Annotated in this window: 16 protein-coding genes; 8 read left to right on the top strand and 8 right to left on the bottom strand. The window is 37.6% G+C overall.

The features are described from left to right. Positions 1-32: 32 nt before the first annotated feature. From MKY80_RS01970 to MKY80_RS01980, 3 genes are all read left to right on the top strand, one after another. Positions 33-1,754: an ABC transporter ATP-binding protein gene (locus MKY80_RS01970; RefSeq protein WP_089985958.1), complete on the top strand. Its 1,722-nt coding sequence runs from the start codon at positions 33-35 to the stop codon at positions 1,752-1,754. Next, entirely contained in the window at positions 1,754-3,586 is a 1,833-nt protein-coding gene (locus MKY80_RS01975; RefSeq protein ID WP_008176175.1) for an ABC transporter ATP-binding protein, read from the top strand. Before MKY80_RS01970 ends, MKY80_RS01975 begins: the two co-directional genes overlap by 1 nt. Before the next feature lie 368 nt (positions 3,587-3,954). Further along, positions 3,955-4,821, top strand: coding sequence for a GNAT family N-acetyltransferase (locus MKY80_RS01980; protein ID WP_008176173.1), 867 nt, complete (start codon positions 3,955-3,957; stop codon positions 4,819-4,821). A 256-nt stretch (positions 4,822-5,077) separates the two neighbouring features. Here the strand turns inward: MKY80_RS01980 and helD are convergent, their stop codons facing one another. After that, complete coding sequence (gene helD, locus MKY80_RS01985; protein WP_107921716.1) at positions 5,078-7,306, bottom strand: RNA polymerase recycling motor HelD; 2,229 nt, start codon at positions 7,304-7,306, stop codon at positions 5,078-5,080. Between the two features lie 152 nt (positions 7,307-7,458). Between helD and MKY80_RS01990 the strand changes: the two genes are divergently transcribed. Beyond that, on the top strand, positions 7,459-8,175 hold the full coding sequence (locus tag MKY80_RS01990) for a glycerophosphodiester phosphodiesterase (protein ID WP_089985959.1): 717 nt from the start codon (positions 7,459-7,461) through the stop codon (positions 8,173-8,175). Positions 8,176-8,258: 83 nt separating this feature from the next. Here MKY80_RS01990 and MKY80_RS01995 read toward each other — a convergent pair whose 3' ends face one another. Further along, entirely contained in the window at positions 8,259-9,281 is a 1,023-nt protein-coding gene (locus MKY80_RS01995; protein ID WP_036127564.1) for a DUF2804 domain-containing protein, read from the bottom strand. Positions 9,282-9,463: 182 nt separating this feature from the next. Here MKY80_RS01995 and MKY80_RS02000 point away from each other — a divergent pair, with 182 nt between their 5' ends. Continuing rightward, the gene (locus MKY80_RS02000; protein WP_008176165.1) at positions 9,464-9,958 is read left to right on the top strand and encodes an amidase domain-containing protein; all 495 of its coding nucleotides are present in this window, start codon (positions 9,464-9,466) and stop codon (positions 9,956-9,958) included. A 94-nt stretch (positions 9,959-10,052) separates the two neighbouring features. Next, the gene (locus MKY80_RS02005) at positions 10,053-10,625 is read left to right on the top strand and encodes a nitroreductase (RefSeq protein ID WP_008176164.1); all 573 of its coding nucleotides are present in this window, start codon (positions 10,053-10,055) and stop codon (positions 10,623-10,625) included. A 66-nt stretch (positions 10,626-10,691) separates the two neighbouring features. On the opposite strand, the gene MKY80_RS02010 is transcribed toward MKY80_RS02005, so the two are convergent. The 4 genes from MKY80_RS02010 to MKY80_RS02025 all read right to left on the bottom strand — a co-directional run bounded on the left by MKY80_RS02010 (position 10,692) and on the right by MKY80_RS02025 (position 15,090). Next, positions 10,692-12,074, bottom strand: a complete 1,383-nt coding sequence (locus tag MKY80_RS02010; RefSeq protein ID WP_089985960.1) for a dipeptidase — start codon at positions 12,072-12,074, stop codon at positions 10,692-10,694. A 278-nt stretch (positions 12,075-12,352) separates the two neighbouring features. After that, positions 12,353-13,279, bottom strand: a complete 927-nt coding sequence (gene epsC / locus MKY80_RS02015; protein WP_008176160.1) for a serine O-acetyltransferase EpsC — start codon at positions 13,277-13,279, stop codon at positions 12,353-12,355. A gap of 291 nt (positions 13,280-13,570) precedes the next feature. Continuing rightward, positions 13,571-14,314, bottom strand: coding sequence for a glucose 1-dehydrogenase (locus MKY80_RS02020; protein ID WP_036222705.1), 744 nt, complete (start codon positions 14,312-14,314; stop codon positions 13,571-13,573). 20 nt (positions 14,315-14,334) lie between these two features. Continuing rightward, positions 14,335-15,090, bottom strand: coding sequence for a glucose 1-dehydrogenase (locus tag MKY80_RS02025; protein WP_089985961.1), 756 nt, complete (start codon positions 15,088-15,090; stop codon positions 14,335-14,337). 193 nt (positions 15,091-15,283) lie between these two features. Between MKY80_RS02025 and MKY80_RS02030 the strand changes: the two genes are divergently transcribed. Then, positions 15,284-16,417 (top strand): LuxR C-terminal-related transcriptional regulator, encoded by a 1,134-nt coding sequence (locus tag MKY80_RS02030; RefSeq protein WP_089985962.1) that lies wholly within the window; start codon positions 15,284-15,286, stop codon positions 16,415-16,417. A gap of 318 nt (positions 16,418-16,735) precedes the next feature. Further along, positions 16,736-17,284 carry an RNA polymerase sigma factor gene (locus tag MKY80_RS02035; RefSeq protein ID WP_008176154.1) on the top strand — a complete coding sequence of 183 codons (549 nt, stop codon included), beginning with the start codon at positions 16,736-16,738 and terminating at the stop codon, positions 17,282-17,284. Between the two features lie 113 nt (positions 17,285-17,397). Here MKY80_RS02035 and MKY80_RS02040 read toward each other — a convergent pair whose 3' ends face one another. Both MKY80_RS02040 and spx read right to left on the bottom strand, forming a co-directional pair. After that, the gene (locus MKY80_RS02040) at positions 17,398-17,844 is read right to left on the bottom strand and encodes a MarR family transcriptional regulator (protein ID WP_008176151.1); all 447 of its coding nucleotides are present in this window, start codon (positions 17,842-17,844) and stop codon (positions 17,398-17,400) included. Between the two features lie 23 nt (positions 17,845-17,867). Beyond that, a complete protein-coding gene (gene spx, locus MKY80_RS02045; protein WP_008176149.1) occupies positions 17,868-18,272 on the bottom strand; it encodes a transcriptional regulator Spx in 405 nt (134 codons plus the stop codon). Between the last annotated feature and the right edge of the window lie 192 nt (positions 18,273-18,464).

Consider the following 18,464-nt stretch of genomic DNA (forward strand, 5'->3'; position numbering starts at 1 on the left):
TAAATTTCATCTTAGGACAAGGGGGAAAGAATGTGAAAGAAATTTTTTCCTATGTAAGACCTTATAAATGGACAGCTATTTTTGCTTTATGTTTAATGTTGTTAGAGTTGTTTGTAGAGCTTGTACAGCCACTTATTATGGCCAAAATCATTGATGACGGGGTAAGAGCTCAAAATCACGAAATGATTATGCAATGGGGTGCTGTTTTACTCGTACTTTCATTTGTTGCCTTTATGGCGGGTATCGTAAATTCTTACTTTTCATCTCATACTGCTCAAAGCTTTTCTTATGATCTACGAAATGCCATGTTTGATAAAATCCAATCCTTTACACTGGCAACCTATCAAAAATTTTCTACGGCATCTCTCATTACGAGATTAACGAATGATGTCACACAAGTGCAAACGGTGCTGTTTATGAGCTTACGTATTATGCTTCGGGCACCTCTTGCTGTGATAGGAAGCATAGTAATGGCTTTTATTGTGAATGCAAAATTAGCCTTATTTTTAGTCATAGGTGCACCTATCATTTTAATTTTCCTTATTTTTATGGTCGCAAAGGGCGTATCTTATTTTGGACGGGTGCAGAAAAGAGTCGACCGTTTAAATAGGGTTTTGCAGGAGAATTTACAGGCCATACGTTTAGTAAAAGCATACTTACGGGGGACATATGAGGCTTCACGCTTTGATGAAGTTGCATCTCGTTTGAAATTCGATACTGTCAAGGCTTTACGCATAATGGAGTACATTATGCCAGCTCTTTTATTCATTATGAATATGAGTCTGCTCGCCGTCCTATGGTTTGGTACAAAACAAGTTGCGGCAGGGACAACACCACTTGGAGATATTGTAGCGATTGTTAACTATGCGATGCGTATGACAGGCTCGTTTTCAATGTTCGCTTTTATTATTATTTTTTATGCGCGTGCAAAGGCTTCAGCTGAGCGTATGGCAGAAGTTCTTTCTACAGAAAATGAGGTTGAAGATGTTTCATTTTCAGAGGAAATCAGCCGTAGTAAACATTATGGTGAATTAACGTTTGAACATGTTAGTTTTACGTATCCAGGCGGAGAGGTGTCAGTCCTATCAGACGTCAATTTCCAAGTTAAATCGGGTGAAAAATTAGCGATTATGGGGGCAACCGGTGCTGGTAAATCCACTTTATTACAGCTTATTCCGCGTTTTTATGAAGTAACAGAAGGAAGAATACTAGTAGAAGGACAGGATGTTCAACAGTGGGATTTACAAGAATTACGTGAAGTCATTGGGTATGTCCCTCAGCAGTCCTTATTATTTACAGGCAGTATTGCAGATAATGTGCGTTGGGGAGATACGCATGCTGAAATGGACGCTGTACTACAGGCTACGATGCAGGCTCAAATACATGCATCCGTTGAGGATTTTCCAAATGGTTATGATACAAAGGTTGGGCAAAAAGGGGTCAACTTATCAGGAGGGCAAAAACAAAGGCTATCCATTGCGAGAGCACTCTTGAGAAAGGGACATATATTAATGCTCGATGATAGTACAAGTGCATTGGATGTTAAAACAGAACAGGCACTTTGGGAGGCACTGAGCGAAGAACATGCTACGATGCTTGTGGTCACGCAAAAAATTCGTACCGCTAAAGGTGCAGACCGTATTTTACTGATTGATGCTGGAAAAGTAGTTGCCTATGGAACCCATGAAGAGCTTTTACAATGTTCCTCACTTTATAAAAAAATTGCAGTCTCTCAACAGGAGGTGGAGGAATAATGGGATTTTTCCAAAAACCTTTTGGCTATGAGCCGATTTTGACTAAAGATGATCTTCAGAAGGCTGTGAAGAAAAAGAAAGGGCCACGAGCAAGTGATTGGAAAAGTACATTGCTACGGTTATGGAAAATTGTCGATGAGCAACGAGCACTCCTAATTGTAGTTCTTTTACTAGTGATGACTAGTTCAATTTTGGCTTTGATAGGTCCCTATGTAATTGGACAAATGATTGATCACTATGTTATGCATGGAGAGCTAGCTGGCTTAGGCAAGGGGATTGTATTATTGATCTGCATTTATTTGTTGCTGGCCGTCTCCCTGTTCCTACAAAATTATTGGATGATTGGTATTGCTCAGCAAACGATTTATAGGCTAAGAACAACTGTATTTGGTCATTTTCAACGACTGCCGATTGCCTTCTTTGATCGTCGTCAGCATGGCGAATTAATGAGCCGTATGACGAATGATATAGAAGCTGTCAGCTCAACGCTGAATAGCTCCTTTATTCAGGTGTTTTCAAGTGTACTAACGCTTGGAGGAACGATTATTATTATGCTGAGCTTAAGTCCATTACTAACCATTTTAACTATGACCATTATTCCCATTATGTTTTGGGCAATGCGTTGGATTACACGTCGAACTGCTCCTTTATTTAAGGAGCAACAAGCAGCTATTGGGGCTCTGAACGGCATGATAGAAGAAACCATATCTGGACAGCGCATTGTGAAGGCTTTTTCCCAAGAGGAACGAATGAAGGCAGAGTTTCAGGAAAAAAGCTTGCGGTTAAGAAGAACGGGATTTTGGGCACAGACATATTCTGGCTATATTCCAAAGGTCATGAACTTTTTAAATAATATGAGCTTTACTATTGTCGCGGGTATCGGGGGCTTACTTGCTTTGTATGGGCATGTGTCAATAGGGGTTATCGTTATATTTACAGAATATGCTCGGCAATTTACACGCCCATTAAATGATTTAGCCAACCAATTTAATACAGTGCTATCAGCTATTGCTGGTGCTGAGAGAGTATTTGCGTTACTGGACGAACAACCAGAAGGAGAATCTACCTCAGCGAAAAAACATCAGCTATTGGGACATGTAGCTTTTAAGCAGGTGTATTTTAAATATGAACAAGACCAGGAATCTTACACATTAAAAAATGTTGATTTTAAAGTGGAGCCTGGGCAGACGGTAGCGCTTGTAGGAGCTACAGGAGCAGGGAAAACGACAATCCTTCAGCTTATTGCAAGATTCTATGAAGTGACAAAGGGCGAAGTGTTATTTGATGGCATTAATGTTCAGGAAATTGATCGTCCATCCTTGCGTTCCCAAATGGCTTTTGTATTGCAGGATCCATTTTTATTTGAGGCAACGGTTCGTGAAAATATTCGATATGGTCAATTAGATGCAAGTGATGCTGATATTGAGGAAGCAGCAAAGCGTGCTAATGCACATGATTTTATCATGAAGCTTAAGGATGGATACGATACGATTCTTGCTGCAGATGGACGAGAAATTTCACAAGGCCAAAAACAATTACTATCAATAGCACGTGCACTTATTGCGGACCCGAAAATTTTATTGTTAGATGAAGCGACAAGCAGTATCGACACAGTAACAGAAATGGCGATTCAAGAGGCACTTGATACATTAATGCAAGGCCGCACTAGCTTTGTTATTGCACATCGATTAAATACAGTGCATAATGCAGACATGGTGTTAGTTATGCATAAAGGTGAGCTAGTGGAAGCTGGTCCACAGCAAAAACTAATTGAATCGGGCGGTTTATATGCTCAAATGCTTCATTCATCCTCCCATCATTTAGAAGAATAGCCATTGACAACTATGAAAAGAGTAATTTCATTTGAAATTACTCTTTTTTTAATCATATTAACAAATGTAATTAATTTGAATAAATAGTATAATTAATATAAATAAGTAGGGAATAGTATATAGTTTGAAAGTAACTAAATGAAAAGAGTTAATAGTGACAATTTTATGAGTTTGTTAGGTTATTATATATCTAGAATTCATAGTAAATTTTAGTCGTTTTCGTGAACTTTTATAGTAAAAATCCTTTTATTATTGGATTATTTGAAGTAAAATTCTGATTAATAGATGGTGATAATATATTTAGTTGCCAGCTTATTTTCATTCTTGCTACAATAGGGCAATAGTCTGATACAGGAACGGAGTAAACAATGAATATTTCAGTGATGACAGTGTCTTTCCCATTGGATGGAGAAACATTGAAGGAAGTAAAATTATTATGTGAAGAAGCGACAATTCATGATTATCGAGTATACGAAACTATTTTGAATGTGCCAATGGCTAGCTCTTTTGAATCTAAGGGCTTTATGGTATTGGCGTATGAGGATGATCAGGATTTGTTAGTTGGTGTTGCAAGTGCCATTGATTTGATGGGACTCCATACGTATGAGTGGTCACTAGTGGTGACACCTGCATATCGCCAAAAGGGGATTGGGACTGCATTAGTTGAAGGCATACAAGTTGGGCTAAAAGAGCGAGGGGCAGAGGGTCAGTTAGCTGTTGTTATTGATGGTTCCCCACATGGACACACATTTATTGAAAATAAAAATTATGTTTACAGCTTTTCAGAAGCAACCTTAGAAACAAAGGCGGAACCTGTAGCATTACGAAGCGATATTACTATTCTTCCCTATAATGGCGAACAGGCTGAGCTAATTGCTATTTATAGTGAAGCATTTGGTGATTTACCAGAAGAATCAACAGAGCTCATCGCCTTTAATACGTCCACTAATGGAAGAAAGCTATGGATTGCTTATCGAGATGGAGGAGTTGTTGGCACGGTGACGACAGCTCAGGAAAATGAAATACAATGGGTAACAGCCCTTGCAGTCCACCCAAATTGTGAAGGACAAGGTATTGGGACGGCTTTATTGTCCTTTTCAAAGGATTATGCGAGTAAAACCGGTGCCACTTTCGTCATGTTAGATGTTGAAATAGACAATAAAAAAGCAATATCTGTCTATGAAAAGGCTGGCTTTATGAAGGCGCAGCAAATTGATTATTATGTAAAACAATAGCAAAAAGGGCGAGGAGTGATTTTAACTCATCGCCCTTTTTATCATAATTGCGTACTATCTTCATATAGTATTAATAAGCCTTATGAAAGGAGTCGTGATTATGCGCATGCCGGCATTGCCTAAAAAGAAGTCTCCTCCGAAGGAAGCACCTAGTTCGTGGTGGAAAGTGGTTAAGGCCTATCTATCGAAAGGAAAGTTCTATCGATTACCACCGAGAAATTGATGAGGTATAAAAAAGTCGCCTTATAGCGACTTTTTAATTTTCTAATAAAAATGTATTTTTAGAGGGACCTATTAAGTAAAGTTCATGCATTGCCCGTGTGAGTGCTACATAGAGTAGCTTTCGATCAATGGGCGTGTCGTAAAAGGGCGTATCAAACGCAGCTACTATAACCGCATCAAATTCAAGTCCTTTCGCTAGATGGCTTGGAACAACGAGCAACATTTCCTGATTAATAGAATCATTTTCAGTTAGTAGCTGTGCAGGTAGTTGGTGAGCTTTTAAATCTTTTTGCATCATCATTGCTTCAGCAGTTGTTTTGCATATTAAAGCAATGGATCGATGTCCATGTTGACGAATCGTTTCAAAAATTTCTTTAATTTGTAAGGCGTCGAATTGATCCGCTTGAATAAAGCTTGGCACGTTGCCATGACGAACAACAGGCTCCACTAACGGAAGTTGTTCATCCATTTGCGCTAAAATTTCATTAGCGACTTCCATAATTTCAATGGTTGTACGATAGCTTTTTTGCAAAGTTCGAAAGCTTGCTCGTGGGAATAAACTTTGGACAGGCTCCCAAGCAGTTAATGAACGATAGCTATGAATTCCTTGAGCTAAGTCACCAACCATTGTAAACATATCAGTATCCAAACCTGTTTTTAAAGCGGCAAGCTGAAATAGACTATAGTCTTGAACCTCATCGATAAAGACAACGCGCATTTTCCATTCATCAGGAATGCCTTTTAAGCGCGCCTGTAAATAATAAAGTGCAGCTAAATCTTCAAGTGCCCATTGTTCCTTGAGATGTGATTGTAAAAATTGCTGTTGTTCGAGATAATGCCATTCAGGAGCCAGTTCTGCTAACAGCTCTGCATTGGTGAGAAGTGAACGATAAAGAGTTTTAATATTGTGTTTGGTAAAGCGGCGCATATAAGCAGCTGCTGTTGATTTGGCTTCTTTTTCAATAGCAGGAATTCGCTCATCGCGTTCATCGATAAATTTTGTTACGACACGTCGCCGTTTTTCATCATCTCGAATACCATTTAATGCCTTTCCAAGTGCTTCATCATATTTTTTATGGAGTGTAGCTAAAACAGACTGCTTCTTCTGACGAACATGGCTAGCTAACACCTTTTTAATATGTGCCAGTCGTTTTTCGATTGGCATATAAGAAAATTCATATAAAAATAGCTTCTTAAGGTGAGAAGCCCGCATGATACAGTATCTTTCAATATAAACATCTTCAAATTGCTCTGCAATATCTTGCTCCAGTTTTCGAATATAGCGTTCGATAACATCACGATAATAAAGAGAGCCTTTCATTTCAGCAATCCAAGCAGATGGCTGAGAATTTCCTCCGGCCACAAGCGATTCTAATTGCTCATTTGGATTTTGAAGCTTTAATTTTAATTTAGTGGCGGATAGTACGTAATCGGTAAAAGTAGTTTGGCATATTTTATCGACGCCTAGTTCTGGTAAGACATCTCCAATATAATCAATAAATAACTTATTCGGTGCTAAAATCATGAGCTGCTCAGGATTAAAATGCTCACCCATTGTGTAGAGGAAATAGGATATTCGGTGTAGGGCGATGGTGGTTTTTCCACTGCCTGCTGCTCCTTGGACAATAATTGGTTGACGAAGATGTGCGCGAATAATTTCATTCTGCTCTTTTTGGATTGTCGAGACAATTTCCGTTAGACGAACATCAGCTTTACCAGCCAATGCTTCTTGTAACAGTTCATCGTTCGTAGTTAAGTCAATATCACGTATATCGAGCAAATCGCCATTTTCAATTTTATATTGTCGCTTAGCAAATAGATGTCCTTTATGAATTTCTCCGCGGACATCGTACTCCATATCACCAAGACGGCCATCATAATAGACATTCGCTACTGGTGAGCGCCAATCGACAATAATCGGCTCATGTGTTTCACGATGAAATAACGAGGTTTTTCCAATGTAAAGAAGTTCTTCAGGGTCACCTGTCTTTTGAAAATGGATTCTAGCAAAATAAGGCTTCTTTTGAACGGCTTCTAGCCCTTCCTTTTGATTACGGGCCATTTCAAAGAATCGGGCATTGGTTAAGATGTTTAAATAACTCAAACTAGAATCTAAGTAATCAAGATCTGCCATCGACTTCCGAATATTCTCTTGAGCGGATTTTAAATCTCTTTGTGACTCATTTAAAATTTGCTGCATATAACTTTGGGTATACGCTAATCGCTCTACTTCAGTCTGAAAATCTGGATGTTTTACAGTCATTTTTTAGCACCTCCTAGGTACTTACAATTTCAAAGTAGATTATCATACTACTATATATAATATTTACCATCAAGTGAAAGCTTAAAAGCTGAATATGTTACTATTACGTAGAGGATTTGAATGAATGTTAATAAAAGAGGAGGTTCATTATTTTGGATATTTTTGCACACAGAGGTGTTTCTGCAAGCTACCCGGAAAATACAATTGCTGCATTCCAAGCGGCATCTAAGCTTCCTATCGCTGGAATTGAGCTAGATGTTCATTTAACAGCAGATAAAGAGGTAGTTGTTATTCATGATGAAACCATTAACCGTACCTCCAATGGTTCAGGCTATGTAAAGGATTTTACATTACAGCAATTACGTACATTTGATTTTGGCTCATGGTACTCATTGGATTATAGTGGAGAAGTGATTCCGACATTAGGGGAAGTTTTAGAACTATTTGCAGGTACAAACCATCGCATTAACATTGAGCTAAAAACAGATGTGTTTGCCTATGAAGGGATCGAGTCATTAGTTCTAAAGGAAGTAGCTGCCCAACAAATGACAGAGAGAGTTATTATCTCTTCTTTTAATCATGAATCTTTGCAAACAGTCGCACTAATCGCACCATATATTGAAAGTGCTGCATTGTTTGCTGAAGTTTTAGTAGACTTTACGACTTATGTTGCACTTATTCCTGCTAAAGGCTTGCATGTTAGTTTGCCTACAGCGTATCGCAAATCAGTAAAACTAGCGCTCGCTGAAGGGGCAACAGTACGTGTTTATACAGTCAACGAGGAGCAGGATGCTCGATATTTACAGCAGCTTGGAATACAAGCAATATTTACTGATGACCCAGAGAAAATATTAAAAGCCCTTACTTAGAGCAATGAGAGGGGGGCGCTCGAATTCCGTGGAATGATTAATGAAGTAATGCCCACGGAACGCGGCGTCTTTTATAAGATTCTTTACCACTTTGCCTGATGCTCCTCAATGCATCCAAGCATTTGTCGAATAACTAATGTTTCACCATTGTCGAGCAAAATGGAACCGTCATAATAACCAAATAATTGATGTACTTCTGATTTTACTAGTTTTGCATTTGTATAGGCTACACGTTCAAAAAACGGAGAGAAGGTTAGTGACACTTGATGAGAGAATTTTGATTTTACTTTCCAGCGCTGCATATAATCTTCGGAATCATAATCAAACAATAAATCCTCATGTATTTTTGTCATTTTGCCATCAACGAAAACAGCATTTTCGGTCATGCCTGTGCCATCTGTCCATTTTCCTCCTAAATTAAGTCCAATTCTTCTTCCACGGACCCGTTGAGAGGCCATTCCCCAATTCCATACGGCTTCACGCGGCCAGACACCTCGACCGTAATCTAAGACAGCAAAATTTTCTTCTGCCGAGAAATTATAACGACGAGTACCAATTGTGACCACACCTGAAGTAGGGAGTGTATGATGCTTACCTGTAAATTGAAATGTTTTACGATTCCAAGGGATGACAACATTTAAGGTTTCGTCTGTAGCGGGATGCTGAATGATGAGCTTTGCACGTAAAATATCGCCATCAAAATTTGGAATAGAAACGGATAGATGTGTTTCATTTTGTACATATAGTATATCAATCATCATTTCACTATTTTTAAACGATACGGACTCTAAAACTTGTGTAGGCATTTTCAATTTGCCGCCTAAGGGAATGGTAATCGTTTTTTCGAAATAACGCTGCGTTTCATATTCAAGGAAATAGACGAAGCAGACTGCTGCATAATCTAGATGACTAATCGTAGCGGAAAATAAGATTTCATCACCGTAGACACACCAATAGTTCCATTTCTTTTTGCGCATGAGATGGCCGCTTAAATTGCTGTTGATAAGTGGTTTACGTGCAAATCCGATGGCTGCTGGATTTAAATTCCCCTTTTTATCGCATAAAAGAGTAGGCTGTAAAATTTCTTTCTCAGCATGCTGCTTCACATTTAACATCCCTTCTGGTCATAAAATAAAATCATGCATTTCTTTTAATCTTATTGTAGCAAAAATGATCTTGAAAATGGAAAGGAACATACTGATTATACCTATTTTCGACAATAATATGAGTAAGGACCTAACTAATAGAAATACTTGAAGAGACATATGATGGCATGAGGAGGGGATGTATGGCAAAGATGTATAATAGGCAAGCTGCTGTACAGTATGCCAATTTATGGTGGAATAGACGCAATCCAGCTTTTCCTAACTTTGATGTAGACTGTACAAACTATATATCTCAATGTTTATTAGCTGGTGGGGCACCAATGCGAGGGGCACCAAGTAGAGATAAGGGCTGGTGGATTCAACAAGGAAATTGGAGCTTTAGCTGGTCTGTTGCACATTCTTTAAGATGGTATTTAGAAGGCTCAACGACAGGGTTGAAGGGGACACGTGTGCAAACCGCCGAAGAGTTAGAGCTGGGGGATGTTATTTTTTATGATTTTCAAGGAAATGGGAGAATCGATCACTCTGTTATTGTTACAAGTATTCAAAACGGCATTCCTTATGTAAATGCTCATACATCAGATAGTATTAATCGACCGTATTTGTATGAAGACTCCACTGCTTTTACGCCCAGCATGACTTACTTTTTCTATCATATAGAGGATAGCTTTGCTTAAGATGAGGTAGTTTTAAAGCATATCATTTTATGATAATGTGAAGGTAGAAGAGATAAACTTAAAAGTTGTCTTGTGGTAGAAGGAGAATGGATATATGAGCGAACAATTTTTATCGGTTAGAGATGCAATTATTCAACGTCGTTCCATTAAAAAATTTAATGGTCAGCCTGTAGATCGTGATGATTTATTGGCCATTATCGACGATGCAGTTTGGGCACCCAACCACGGTAACCGTGAGCCTTGGCGTTTAGTAGTAGCCTGTGGTAAGGAATTAGAAAATCTACATCATTTATTACGCGACCTGACGATTCCAAAATGGCAAGAGCTTTTAAGTGAAGACTTGGCGAAGCAGATGTTGAAATTTACGTTACCCGGCGGCTATGCCTTTGTTATCGTACCGGAGGATGCACGTCAAAAAGAACGTTTAGAGGATTACGGAGCAGCAAGTATCTTTATTCAAAATATGCAACTGTTAGCATGGGATAGAGGGATAGGCTCTTGCTGGAAAACACCAGGCTTTTTAGATAATCCGAAGTTCCGCGAAGCCTTAAAGGTACAGCCTGGTGAACGTGTTATTGCAATGCTACAAGTCGGTTATTTTGATGAAGTACCAAAAGGGAAAGATCGTAAAAAATCGGCTGAAATAGTGACAGTTTTTGGCGAGTAATCGCCTAAAAAGCAAAGAAAATCCCCTCACTGAAGTAGGTGAGGGGATTTGTTATGGAATAGAAAATTATTTTTGTAATTCCGAAACTTCATATAAATAATCACTTAAAACGCGTAAACCTTTATCAAAGTTTTCTAAATGGAAATGCTCATTAGGTGCATGGAAGTTTTCACTAGATAAACCGAAGCCCATTAATACTACAGGAATTTCTAAAATTTCATCAAATGCAGCCACGATAGGGATAGAACCTCCACCACGTGTGTAAGCAGTAGGTACACGATAAACCTTTTCATAAGAACGTCCAGCTGCCTGAATGAATGGATGATCAAATGGTGTTAAGAATGCAGGGCCTTTATCGAACTCCGAAATGTTAATTTCCACTCCAGCAGGTTTATGCTTTTCAACGTGGGCTTTTAATAGCGCAACGATTTCGTCCGGCTCTTGATTTGGAACGAGACGGCATGTAATTTTAGCGCCTGCTTCAGCAGGTAATACCGTTTTGATGCCTTCTCCCGAGAAACCACCAAAGACCCCATTAACCTCTAATGTTGGACGAGCCCAAGTACGTTCAAGGTAGGTAAACCCTTGCTCACCAAATAGTTCTTTTACACCGACCTCTTGTTTTACTGACTCCTCATCAAAACCAAGCGCACGATAAGCTTCACGTTCTTCCTCTGTTAAAGGTAATACATTATCGTAGAAACCTTCCACTTGAATGGTGCCATGCTCGTCACGGAAGGATGCTAATATTTCAGCTAATGCGTGGATGGCATTTTGCACGCCTCCACCATAGAGACCTGAGTGTAAATCTCCTTTAGCTCCACGCACATCAATTTGAATGCCTGCTAAACCACGTAAGCCATAGCATACTGCAGGTTTACCAGGGCCATAAAGTCCAGTATCAGAAATTAAAATGAGATCCGACGCTAATTTTTCTTTATATTCCTCAACAAAGGAAGGTAGATGCGGACTACCGATTTCTTCTTCACCTTCATAAATAAATTTAACGTTCACAGGTAAAGTTCCTGTTGTTGCAAATAAAGCTTCAATCATTTTTAAGTGCATAAATACTTGCCCTTTATCATCACTAGCACCACGAGCGAATAATTTATTGTCACGAATGGTAGGATTGAACGGTTCACTCTCCCATAAATTTAGGGGATCAACAGGTTGTACATCGTAGTGACCATAAAATAATACAGTTGGTTTGCCTTCTGCATGTAACCAATCGGCATAGACAACTGGGTGACCTGCAGTTTGTGTAATTGAGATATTCTCAAGATTTAATTTTTCAAATGCATTAGCAAGCCATTGTGCAGCATGCTGGATATCTTCCTTATGCTCAGATAAAGAACTAATACTTGGAATTTGTAAAAATTCTTTCAATTCGTTTAAATGAGCCTCACGATGTTCAGCAAAATAAGCATCAATTTGCTGTAAATTAGTCATCTAGCATCCCTCTTTCTAATATATTTCGATAATAGAAATAGTATAGCATATCAAAACTAGAAAGTATTAACATGGGTTTATAAATAAATAAGCTCTAATAGGAGGACATCAACTATTTTTATAACAAGGCCAATGGTTGTGTTTGAATGTCTTTAGCTTGTAACGGACGAATATATGTAGGGAAAAATGAAAGACACTGTAAAAAAATTCTTTACAGTGTCTTTCGATAGTCGTCTATAAGTGAGGGCAATTTTTATCTTACTTAAAGAGTGTGTGTATTAAACATTTTTCGATTTACTACTACTGATGTTAGGTGTTGGTGGTGAGTTGTACACACGGGAATATGGTGGTATTGAATTCATTAGCCAAATGTTACTGCCTAGCACCGAATCGTGACCAATTGTCGTTTCGCCACCTAAAATGGTTGCACCTGCATAAATAACAACATTATCTTCAATATTCGGATGACGTTTAATTCCTTTAATTGGATTGCCATTTTCATCAAGAGGGAAGCTTAATGCCCCTAATGTTACACTTTGGTATATTTTAACATTATTGCCGATTATACATGTCTCACCGATTACGACACCTGTGCCGTGATCGATAAAGAAGGATTCACCAATTGTCGCTCCTGGGTGAATATCGATTCCTGTTAAACTATGTGCATATTCAGACATAATACGTGGGACAATTGGTACGCCCACTTCATATAATTCATGTGCAATACGGTGAATGTATACCGCAACAATTGATGGATAACTTAGTAAAATTTCTTCTGTAGAAAGGGCAGCAGGATCTCCGTTGTACGCTGCCTGAATATCTGTTTGCAAGATTTTACGAATTTTTGGGAATTGTGAAATTAAATCCATCACAATACGATCTGCATCCGCTTGACAAGTACAGTTTTCAAGATTGCTGTTGTACTCCAAATTGTAAATTAAAACTTTTTCGATAATATCACGTAAATCCAATGCCGTTTCACGCAGTTTATTACTACTTACAATATTGACGCGTGTAGTATCGATCGGCGGAGCAGTATGAATACCTGGGAACAGTACTTCATGAAAATTATCTAAGATTTTATAAATTTGATTGCGCCCAACAAAGCCAATTGAATTTTCAATATCAACATACTGTCGGTTAATATCACTTAATGAACTTGTAATTTCTGGGACCTTTTCATTTAGCCAATCATTTAAACTCATTGTAAAACACCCCTCAATTTCATAATAACTGATGTAATAAAAGTACAAAGCATTTCATGTAATAGCAACTCTTTTAGCTTTAAAATATATTAATATTTATATTATAGAAAAAATACCTGCATGTGGAGTTGCAATTAAATAATCTTATATTGTTTTACCATAAAATACGACAGCTTTTAAAGCTTACTGCTTCTTGTTAGGATCTAGACCGATTTGCACTGGGAGAATTTTAATCAAATAAAAAGAGTCTGATTCCGGAACAATACCGAATTCAGACCAGTAAATTTTTTATTAGTGAGCAGTATAGCCTCCATCAACAAGGAGTGTTGTACCATTAACAAAGCTTGCATCATCGCTTGCTAAGAATAAAACAGCTTTGGCAATCTCTTCTGGTTTACCAAGTCGACCTTGTGGATGAAGGGAAGCTAAATACTCTTTCTTTTGAGCGTCTACTTCAGCTAATAAAGGTGTGTCGATATAGCCAGGACATACAGCATTTACGCGAATGCCTTGTTTTGCATAAGCTGTGCAAAGGTTTTGTGTTAATAGTTTTACACCACCTTTTGCAGATGAATAGGCTGTTGGATTTGGTAAGGCAACAAAACTATGGATAGAGCCAGCATTAACAATGACGCCACCTGTGCCTTGCGCAAGGAATTGTTCGATGGCATATTTATCAGAAAGAAATACACCGGATAAATTAATATCAATGGTTCTTTTCCATTTTTCAAAAGATAACTCGTGAGCGGGTGCATCGTCAGCTACACCTGCATTCGCATACATAATATCAAGTTTTCCGTATTTATTAATAGTTTCCTTTATCATGTTTTTAATATCTTCTTCGCTTGTTACATCTGTTTTTACGAAGAGGGTATCATAACCATCGTTATTTAATTGTTCAGAGATGTTTTGTCCGCGCTCTGAAAAATCGGCAATGACTACTTGTGCACCTTCTTGGGCGAAGAGGCGAACTGTTGCCTCACCGATACCGCTAGCGCCACCTGTGACGATTGCTACTTTATCTGTTAATTTCATGTCAATGACCACCTTAATATTTATTTTGCTGTTGCTCCACCATCAATAACAAATTCGGCACCTGTTGAGAAGGAAGATTCATCAGAAGCTAAGAACAGCACTGTTTGAGCCACTTCTTTTACAGAACCTAAACGTCCTAATGGGAATAAGTTTTTTCCTAATTCATCTTTAGAGCTTCCAGTTGTTGCAGATGCATAATCGGCCATTCCTGTATCGATATAGCCAGGGTGAATAGAGTTTACGCGTACGCCATATGGGGCATATTCCATTGCTGCATCTTTTGTCATAATGCGCACAGCACCTTTACTAGCGCCATATAAAACATGTCCAGCAGCACCTGTTAAGCCTGCAATGGAAGATGCATTAATGACAGAGCCTTTATTTTGTTTAGCCATAAGCGGCATGATATGTTTCATACCAAGGAAAACACCAGTTACATTGATGGACATTAAGCGATTCCAGTCAGAAAGTTCAATTTCCGCTAGTGGTTTAATTATATAAATGCCTGCATTGTTGAAAAGGATATCAACTTTACTAAATGTATGAATCGCTTCATCTGCTACTTTTTTCCAATCGTCTTCATTGCTAACATCATGACGTACAAATAATGCTTCGCCTCCAATTGCTTGGATATCGCTAACGGTTTCGTTCCCAGATTGTTCATTTATATCAGTAATGACTATTTTTGCTCCTTCTTTCGCAAATAATAGTGCAGTTTCTTTCCCGATGCCTGTACCTCCGCCTGTAATAACGGCTACTTTATTTTCCAATCTCATTTCAAGCACGCACCTTCCATTATTTCTAGTTATATGGTTACCTTAGGATATAAAAGTATTCGCTTTATTTTAGCGATACCTTCATCTTACTCCTTTCAATTTGAAATACTATCCTATAAGATGCTGTATAATATAGTGAGTGAGTATCCTCCATTTATAGGGGTACTTTTAGTATGAAGGAGAGGAATTTCCTATGACACACTCATTTCAATCCTTTGAAGAAATGACACTTCAAGAATTTGTGTTATTCATCAAAATTCATAGTAAACAAATTGAAGAGAATACGAATATTTACCTCAATCTAGAACCTTCTATTGCTGAAGCCGATCGAGAAAGAGTGGCAATGCTACTGGATTCGTTTCTACGTTTAATGACGCATACGAATATCGAAGAGCTTCATGATGATTTTAGAAGTTTTTTTAAGACATGGCTTCAATCACAGTTATCCATTATCGATACGAGAAGCTTTCTTCTATTCCAATTGATTTTAGAGAAATCATTGATCACTTTTATGATTCAGCAGAAAATTAGTCGAATGAATGCCATACTAATGTATGTATTATCGATTTTTACATTTTTAGTACAGCTTTATTGTGATGCCGAAGTAGATCATAAAAATAGTCGTAGAACTACCCCTGAAAATGAAGAGTTGAGACGGCTGCAATTGTTGGATAAACTTGATAAATTGCTTATCAGTTCCTCTGGTTATCAGGATTTAGCTTATATCTTAAAGAAATGTGAAGAGTATTTTAGTTATAAAAGATGTGTATTTTATGCCTATGTGCCATGGTCCAATCAATTTTACGGGGTTATTGGTGCAGAGCTTCCAAAGGTTCAAAGCATGAAAGGGGAGCTGACCGGTGAAAATACAGTCCTTGGCTCAAGAAAACCTATCTATTTAAAAAACCCCAAAAATTATGTGAAGGAAGAACATATACAATTATTTAATTTATCGTCGATTATATTTATCCCAATTATTCAACAGGATCAATTATTTGGTTGGCTGACATTTGATCAGCTAGGTGAAGAATTTGATTGTACAAAGGATGAGTTATTGTTACTTGAAGAGGTAGGGAAGCGGTTGGGGTTATTTTTATCACGTAAGGGTGAGAAGGTTGAAAAGAATACAGAACTTCACTTAACAGAAAGGGAGTCCATGATTTTAGGTTTGCTTGCAGAGGGATATGACAATAAAAAAATTGGGGGATTACTATTTCTAAGTGAGCATACGGTAAGAGATTATGTAAGTAGTTTAATGACAAAGCTCAAAGCTAAAAATCGAACACAGGTCGTTGCTTCCGCTTTTCGTTTAGGGCTATTAAGTTAGCCAAGGGAAATAAATATGTAATCCGTTATATGAAATATATCTGCTTACTTTAAAAGTCATTGTTAAAGTGGCAGATTTTTAATTTTCTGATAATAATTATTATTTAAAATATAGCAATCAAAATAGAGGTTTAATGTTATAGAGCCGTGTTTTACAGGCTGAGTAATATAGTAGTAAAACATTTTTTACGAATATTACAAGCAAAAGCGTTTAAGCTTACACGATTGTAATGAAATTGAAAGCCAATACGATAGAGTGTAATACATTATTTTGCGAGAATGTGTATAGAAGCAAGAACAAGAAGCGGAGGCATACACAATGAATGAAAAATTAGAAGGCGTATACGAGGAATACAATCGTTATATATATCACTTATGTTTAAAACTAACTCGCAATAATGTAGAGGCTGAAGATTTAATGCAAGAAGTTTGGGTAAAGGTCGTGCGCTATGAAGACAGCGTAGCTGAAGTAGAGCATATTAAGGCTTGGCTTACAACTATTACAATGAATACTTTCAGAGATCGCTATCGTAAAAAGGTTCGTCGCAGTAAATATATGATGAACCAACCTGAAACATTAGACGTACCGATATTAGATTTGGTTCCCAATAATGAAATTTCGACAGAAGAAAAGGTTGAAAAGGATATTGTCACAAAACTCGTACAAGATAAAATGGAGCAATTAGATGGCATTTATAGAAAGACTTTATGGTATTTCTACATAGACCAATATTCACTTGCAGAAATTTCTACGATTATGAAAGTTTCCATTGGTACTGTGAAATCCCGTTTATTCCGTGCAAAGGCTCGATTAAAAGAAATGCTTATGTCAGATACGGCCATTGTGGAATCTGTGCTACCAGCATGATTAAAGCTGATTGGTCGCACACCATACGTACTTAGACGGAAGTATTCAGTCGACTAATCTAAAAAAAGATGCATTCGCATATAATTGCGATGCATCTTTTTGTTGTTAAGACTTTATTCTGGACGATTGGATTCAACATCCAATAGACATTTTGAAAAAATAGTGCGCAATGTTTGCAGTTCTTCAGCAGTGAGCATTCCAAACATATTGTTGATAATTTCACTCACTTGTTGGCGAGACTCTTTTAAGATGCTCTCGCCCTCAGAAGTAATAACGAGCTGTGATGCTCGTCGATCTGTAGCGTGCTGTGTTTTTTCAATAAAGCCAGCATTGATAAGCTTCGTTGTTAAAACGGTGACGCCACCTGTCGTTACCTTTAACCGCTCAGCAATAGCAGAAGGGCGTTTCGGGCCCTCCTGCGATAAGTAGTCTAAAATTAAAATATGGGATTTTGAAAAGCCGAGCGCATTATGATTATTCCACTCGTTCGCCCACTTACGCTCAATAGATGAAACAACTTCAAACAACGAGGTAATGGCTTTTTGTTTTTCTTGATCCATAGAAGGTCATCTCCAAAACTGTTTTAACTTTCTTGTGCCAATCTTGTCATCGCATTTAATTCGTAAGCACGTACTTTGCGCGGGATAAAACGGCGGATGTCCATCTCATTGTAACCAACTTGAATACGTTTTTCATCTATTAAAATAGGGCTACGTAACATTCTTGGATGTGCTTGAATAATAGCAAATAGCTCCTGAATAGAAAGTTGGTCGATATCGATATTTAAGTTTTTAAAATCATTCGAATTTGTTGCAATAATTTCATCTGTTCCATCTTCAGTCATGCTTAAAATTTCTTTAAACTCTGCAAGTGTAAGTGGATGAGAAGTGATACGTTTTTCTTTATACTCAATATTGTGATCTTTTAACCATTTAAGTGCTTTTCTGGATGAAGAACAGCTCGCTTGTGAGTAAATTGTAACTGTCATTCTTCATTCCTCGCTTTCTTTTTTAGATTATATTTTATAAATATCTTATTAGTAAGGTAAATTGTTTATATATATCTTAATAGTAAGCTATATATAAATCAATAGCTATTTAAAAAAATATCTATAACACCATGATTTTTTTCAGGTATATTAACATATACGAAGATCATCATAAAAAAGTTTCATTTTCAC

Source organism: Lysinibacillus sp. FSL R5-0849, from assembly GCF_038595075.1.
GTDB lineage: Bacteria > Bacillota > Bacilli > Bacillales_A > Planococcaceae > Lysinibacillus > Lysinibacillus fusiformis.

Bases quoted from the DNA above. Each gene is read 5' to 3' on its own strand.
- MKY80_RS02000 (WP_008176165.1), top strand. From the start codon at position 9,464: ATGGCAAAGATGTATAATAGGCAAGCTGCTGTACAGTATGCCAATTTA.
- epsC (WP_008176160.1), bottom strand. From the start codon at position 13,279: ATGAGTTTAAATGATTGGCTAAATGAAAAGGTCCCAGAAATTACAAGT.
- MKY80_RS01975 (WP_008176175.1), top strand. From the start codon at position 1,754: ATGGGATTTTTCCAAAAACCTTTTGGCTATGAGCCGATTTTGACTAAA.
- MKY80_RS02030 (WP_089985962.1), top strand. From the start codon at position 15,284: ATGACACACTCATTTCAATCCTTTGAAGAAATGACACTTCAAGAATTT.
- MKY80_RS01980 (WP_008176173.1), top strand. From the start codon at position 3,955: ATGAATATTTCAGTGATGACAGTGTCTTTCCCATTGGATGGAGAAACA.
- MKY80_RS02010 (WP_089985960.1), bottom strand. From the start codon at position 12,074: ATGACTAATTTACAGCAAATTGATGCTTATTTTGCTGAACATCGTGAG.
- helD (WP_107921716.1), bottom strand. From the start codon at position 7,306: ATGACTGTAAAACATCCAGATTTTCAGACTGAAGTAGAGCGATTAGCG.
- MKY80_RS02025 (WP_089985961.1), bottom strand. From the start codon at position 15,090: ATGAGATTGGAAAATAAAGTAGCCGTTATTACAGGCGGAGGTACAGGC.
- MKY80_RS02035 (WP_008176154.1), top strand. From the start codon at position 16,736: ATGAATGAAAAATTAGAAGGCGTATACGAGGAATACAATCGTTATATA.
- MKY80_RS02005 (WP_008176164.1), top strand. From the start codon at position 10,053: ATGAGCGAACAATTTTTATCGGTTAGAGATGCAATTATTCAACGTCGT.
- MKY80_RS02040 (WP_008176151.1), bottom strand. From the start codon at position 17,844: ATGGATCAAGAAAAACAAAAAGCCATTACCTCGTTGTTTGAAGTTGTT.
- MKY80_RS02020 (WP_036222705.1), bottom strand. From the start codon at position 14,314: ATGAAATTAACAGATAAAGTAGCAATCGTCACAGGTGGCGCTAGCGGT.
- spx (WP_008176149.1), bottom strand. From the start codon at position 18,272: ATGACAGTTACAATTTACTCACAAGCGAGCTGTTCTTCATCCAGAAAA.